The organism is Nocardia amamiensis, assembly GCF_015477605.1.
Taxonomy (GTDB): Bacteria; Actinomycetota; Actinomycetes; order Mycobacteriales; family Mycobacteriaceae; genus Nocardia; species Nocardia amamiensis_A.
The window spans coordinates 1-373 of the sequence record NZ_JADLQX010000252.1; the positions used below are offsets into that span (position 1 = coordinate 1).

At 66.2% G+C, this 373-nt stretch carries 1 pseudogene; it reads left to right on the forward strand.

The features are described from left to right. Window positions 1-130: 130 nt before the first annotated feature. Window positions 131-373, forward strand: a pseudogene (locus tag IU459_RS37705) (transposase); the annotation flags it as partial.

Sequence of the window (373 nt, forward strand, 5' to 3'; positions counted from 1 at the left end):
TCCGCCAGCACTCCGCCGACCACATCTGGACCTGGTCACGATGGCGACGCCGCCGCCAACACCAAGCACGCCTATCCCACTACCGACGGCGCGGACACCCACTCACCTGAGTGTCGTTGCAGTACTAGCCGCCCCGGCGACCGATCTGGCCGCGTTGTATCACGAACGCTGGGAGATCGAGATCGCGCTGGATGAGTTGAAAACCCATCAGCGCGGACCGGCGCAAGTGCTGCGGTCCCGCTCGCCGGAAGGCGTCGAGCAGGAAATATGGGGCCACCTGCTGGTGCACTACGCCATCCGCACCCTCATGCACGACACGGCCGACGCCGCGGCCGTCGACGCCGACCGGTTATCGTTCACCCGCAGTATCCGC